Raw genomic sequence first — 4,764 nt, 5'->3', positions numbered from 1 at the left:
CCAAGGAGACCGCGCCCAAGAAGTCGCTCCCGGTGCGCAAGCTGGAGTCCATCAAGGCCAGCACCGTCGCCCCGTGCGCGCCCGCGCTGAACTGAACCCGGTGACACGGGGGCGGGGGTCCGGCTGCCGGACCCCCGCCCCTGCGCCCAGTCCCGCACCGTCAGAGGAGAGGTCCCACAGTGACCGAGTTCGCCCTCGACGCACCGGTCCTGGTCCGGCCGTACACCGCCCGCAGAGACGGTGACTTCGCCGTGATCGGTGACGACAGTCGTCAGGTCTACCTGTCCATCCCGGCCGAGGGCCTCGACCTGCTGGAGTGGCTGCGCGACGGCGCCACAGTCGGTGAGGCCGTCCGCCGCTTCGAGGCGACGCACGAGGCGTCACCGGACGCCGACGCGTTCCTCCAGGCGCTGGCCGACGAGGGGTTCCTCGCCCCGGCCGGCGCGCACGACCCGCCACCGGACGCCGAACCGGCCCGGCCGCCACGCCCCGGGCATCTGGCGTGGCTGTCCCCGCAGGCCGCGCGGCGCCTGCTGAGCCGGCCCGTGCTCGCCGTCTGCGGGGTGATCGTCGGAGTCGCGGTCGCGATGGCCGTCGACCGGCCGGGGCTGGTGCCCGGGCCGTCCAGCCTCATGTTCCACTCCCACTTCTGGGCCTACCTGCTGGTCGTCCTCGGCATCGCGGTGATCGGCGTGTGGCTGCACGAGCTGGCCCACGTCGTGGGGGCGCGCGCCGCCGGCACGTCGGCCCGCATGACTGTCGGCAACCAGATGTACGCCATCGTCGCGCAGACCGACCTGTCCGGGATGTGGATGGCGTCCAAGCGGGAACGTTTCGTCGCGGTGCTGGTCGGGCCGCTCGTCGACGTGATCGGCGCGGCACTGCTGTTCATCACGCTGTGGCTGAACGACGTCGGCGTCCTCGGCCTGCCGGAGCCGGTACGGCTGGTGGTGGCCGGCGTGCTGTTCACCTCGTTCATCCGGCTGCTCTGGCAGACGTTCCTGTTCCTGCGTACCGACTTCTACTACCTGATCACGACGGCGCTGGACACCCGGAGCCTGATGGCCGACACCGGCGCCTACCTGCGCAACCTCGTCCGGCGGGTGCTGCGCCGCCGGCTCATCGACCAGTCCGGGGTGGGGCGCGGCGAGATGCGCACCATCCGGATCTACGCGGTCGTCTGGGTGCTGGGCCGCGTCGTGGCCCTGGCCGTCCTGTTCACCGCGACGATCCCGCTGCTGTGGTTCTACCTGGTCCGGGTCGTCGGCTTCTTCCGCGGTGACGAGATGACCGGCCAGTTCACCTGGGCGGACGTCCTCGCGCTGGCGATGCTGTCGTTCCTGCTCGACGGCGGCGGCACCCTGATGTGGCTGCGGTCGCTGCGACGCTCCAGCCGGCTGCGCCGCCGCGCGCCGGACCGCGTCCTGGTGGAGTAGGCCCCCACGGACGACGACTCCGCCCGCACGCCGACGGCGCGGGCGGAGTCGTCGTCTGCGAGGCGCCTCAGCGCCCGGCGGACCTGCGGAACTGGGCGATCGCCAGGGGGATCGACAGGGCCAGCAGAGCGCCGATCCACAGCCCGGAGGCGGCGACCGGGTGTTGCAGCGGCCAGACGTCCGGCGCGGTGGACGGGTCGACGTTGCCGAACTGGACCCGGACCGCCTGGACGATCGCCGAGACCGGGTTCCACTCGGCGACCGGTTGCAGGACGCCCGGCATGGAGTCGATCGGCACGTATGCGTTGGACAGGAAGCCCAGCGGGATGGCGATGGTGAAGCCGGTGCTGCTGACCGCCTCCGGCGCCCGGGACGCCAGCCCCACCACTGCCATCAGCCACGACAGCGCGTACGCGAACGCCAGCAGGATCAGAAACCCCAGCGCCGCCTCGGGCAGCGACGTGCGGCTGCGCCACCCGACGACCAGGCCGAGCAGCGCGGTGACGGTGATGACCACCCCGCTGTTCACCAGGTCGCTCGTGGTGCGGCCGACGAGCACCGCGGACCGGGAGATGGGCATCGACATCAGCCGGTCGACGATGCCGTTGCGCAGGTCGGCGGCGATCGCGGTGCCGGTGTTGACGGCACCGAAGAGGACCGCCTGCACGAAGATGCCGCCGAGCAGGTACTCGCGGTACGGCACCCCCTGCGCGTCGATCGCGCCGCCGACGATGAAGCCGAACAGCAGCGTCATCATCGCCGGCGCGATGGCGGCGTTGAGCAGCATCTCGGGTACGCGCAGGATCATCCGCAGGTTGCGCTTCGCGACGACGACGCCCTCACCGAAGGCCAGTACGACGGCGTTCACTGCTTCTCCTCCACGGTCTCCTTGACGGGCTCGTCGCCGGTGCCCCGGCCGGGGCCGCCGGTGAGGGCGAGGAAGACGTCGTCCAGCGTCGCCGTACGCAGCGCGGCGTCCCGGACCGGTATGCCGGCCTGGCGCAGCAGCCGCGCGCCGGCCAGGAGCGTGTCCACCCCGTCCCCGGCCGGCACGGAGATCCGGCCGGCTGTCTCGTCGACGCTGGCCGGACCGGTGCCGAGCGAGGTGAGTACCGTCTGCGCGGCGGTCAGGTCGGCGTCCGGTCCGACCGTGATCTCCAGGCTGGTGCCGGAGACCCGCCGCTTCAGCTCGTCCGGCGTGCCGCCGGCGACCACCCGGCCGTGGTCGATCACCACGATCTGGTCGGCCAGCCGGTCGGCCTCCTCGAGGTACTGCGTGGTCAGCAGCAGCGTCATGCCGCCGGAGACCAGCTCGCCGATGGTGTCCCAGAGCGCCGTCCGGCTCCGGGTGTCCAGGCCGGTGGTCGGCTCGTCCAGGAACAGCACCCGGGGGGTACGGATCAGCGCGGCGGCCAGGTCGAGGCGCCGCCGCATGCCACCGGAGTACTCCTTCGCCCGGCGTCCGGCGGCGTCCACGAGGTCGAAGCGTTGCAGCAGCTCGTCGGCCCGCTGCCGGCTCTGCCGGGCGCCCAGGTGCAGCAGCCGGCCCAGCATCTCCAGGTTCTCGAACCCGGAGAGGTTCTCGTCGACGGCGGCGTGCTGCCCGGACAGGCTGATCACCCGGCGTACCTCGGCGGCCTGGGTGACCACGTCGAACCCGGCCACCTCGGCCCGGCCGCCGGTCGGGGCGAGCAGTGTGGTGAGCAGCCGGACGGCGGTGCTCTTGCCCGCGCCGTTCGGCCCGAGGATCCCGGTGATGGTGCCCTCCGGCACCACCAGGTCCAGGCCGTCCAGCGCGGTCACCTTGTCGAACTGTCTGCGTAGCCCGTCAGCGACGATGGCGTTCGCCACGTCGTCTCCTCCCTCTGCGGTTCGGTCGGATGCTCACCGGCCGGCCGGCCGAACCGCAGTGGGAGCCGGTCGCGCCGGCCCGGTCAGAACTCGACCGTGAGCGCGGTCAGCCCGCGCAGCGTGAGCCCGGGCCGCCAGGGCGTCTCGTCGAGGCTCTCCGCCGGGCGCAGGTCGGGCATCCGGGCGAGCAGCGTGGTGATGGCGACCTGCCCCTCGACGCGGGCCAGCGGCGCGCCCAGGCACATGTGGGCGCCCCGGCCGAAGGCGAGGTGCCGGTTGGCGGTCCGTTCGATGTCGAGCCGGTCCGGCTCCGGGTAGCGGCCCGGATCGCGGTCGGCGGCCGCGAGGACCCCGATGACCATCTCGCCGCGGCTGATCGGCACGCCGCCGATCTCGGTGTCCTCGGCGGCGAACCGCGGGAAGCTGATCTCGATCGGGCCGTGGTAGCGCAGCATCTCCTCGACGGCGCCCGGCGCCAGCTCGGGCTTGTCGCGCAGCAGCTGCAACTGCTCGGGGTTGCGGAACAGCGCCAGGACCATGTTGCCGATCAGGTGCTGCGTGGTGCCGAGACCGCCGACCACGAGCAGCGCCACCATCTTCAGCAGCTCGTCGTCGCTCATCCGCTCGCCGTCGGCCTCGGCCAGGGCCATCCCGGAGATCAGGTCGTCGCCGGGCTCGGCGCGCTTGCGCTGGATCAGCGCGTCCAGGTAGCGCACGAACTCCTCGATCTCCGCCATCACCTCGGCCGGGCTCATGCCCTGCGGCGCGGACTGCGCGGAGGTCGGATCCAGCGACAGCAGCAGCTCCGACCAGAGCCGGAACCGGTCCCGGTCGGCGCGGGGGATGCCGAGCATGTCGGACATGACGGTGAGCGGCAGCGGCACCGCGAAGTCCTCGACCAGGTCGAAGGTCCGTCCCTCGCGTTCGAGCAGCCCGTCGACCAGATGGTCGGTGATCTGCTGGACGCCGGGGCGCAGCCGTTCGACGTACTGCGGCGTGAACGCCTGCTGCACCAGCCGGCGCTGCCGCGTGTGCTCGGGCGGGTCGACGCTGCCCATGCTGCCGCCGAGCAGCCGTACCACAGCCTCGGGCAGCGCCGGCGCCTCCATGCCCTCGGGCATCACTGTCGGACTGGTCTTGAACCGGTGGTAGTCGGTGAGGAAGCTGGTGCACTCGTCGTAGCCGGTGACCAGCCAGACGTCCTGGCCGGTGGGCATCCGGACCCGGGAGACCGGGTTGGTGTCGCGGAGGGCGGCGTAGGTGTCGTAGGCCGTCTCCCGTGCGGCTGGTGACATCAGGTCCGGTTGTTCGGAGGTCGTCACGTCGGCGTCCCCTCTCCAGCGTTCGGCCGCACCGGTCGGCGCCGGCTCCGGATGAGCATTTCCGGGCCATGGCGACACCTCTGCTCAGAGTTGAGCACCGGCCACCCTGCGCACTACTGCGCAGACGTCACCGGCCCTCTTCCGGTGGACTGCGT

4 protein-coding genes are annotated in these 4,764 nt (G+C 72.2%); 1 reads left to right on the top strand and 3 read right to left on the bottom strand.

Translation table 11 applies throughout. From position 1 onward, the window contains the following. The first annotated feature begins 179 nt into the window (after positions 1 to 179). Complete coding sequence (locus FB454_RS02575; RefSeq protein WP_013287037.1) at positions 180 to 1,436, top strand: hypothetical protein; 1,257 nt, start codon at positions 180 to 182, stop codon at positions 1,434 to 1,436. A 67-nt stretch (positions 1,437 to 1,503) separates the two neighbouring features. On the opposite strand, the gene FB454_RS02570 is transcribed toward FB454_RS02575, so the two are convergent. The 3 genes from FB454_RS02570 to FB454_RS02560 form a co-directional block, all read right to left on the bottom strand. After that, on the bottom strand, positions 1,504 to 2,304 hold the full coding sequence (locus FB454_RS02570; protein ID WP_013287036.1) for an ABC transporter permease: 801 nt from the start codon (positions 2,302 to 2,304) through the stop codon (positions 1,504 to 1,506). After that, entirely contained in the window at positions 2,301 to 3,287 is a 987-nt protein-coding gene (locus FB454_RS02565) for a daunorubicin resistance protein DrrA family ABC transporter ATP-binding protein (protein ID WP_013287035.1), read from the bottom strand. The genes FB454_RS02570 and FB454_RS02565 overlap by 4 nt, the downstream gene beginning before the upstream one ends. 83 nt (positions 3,288 to 3,370) lie before the next feature. Further along, positions 3,371 to 4,609: a cytochrome P450 gene (locus FB454_RS02560; protein ID WP_145822393.1), complete on the bottom strand. Its 1,239-nt coding sequence runs from the start codon at positions 4,607 to 4,609 to the stop codon at positions 3,371 to 3,373. Positions 4,610 to 4,764: the final 155 nt, after the last annotated feature.

Source organism: Micromonospora sp. CNZ297 (assembly GCF_007827625.1).
This window is presented reverse-complemented; position numbering and strand designations above follow the sequence as displayed.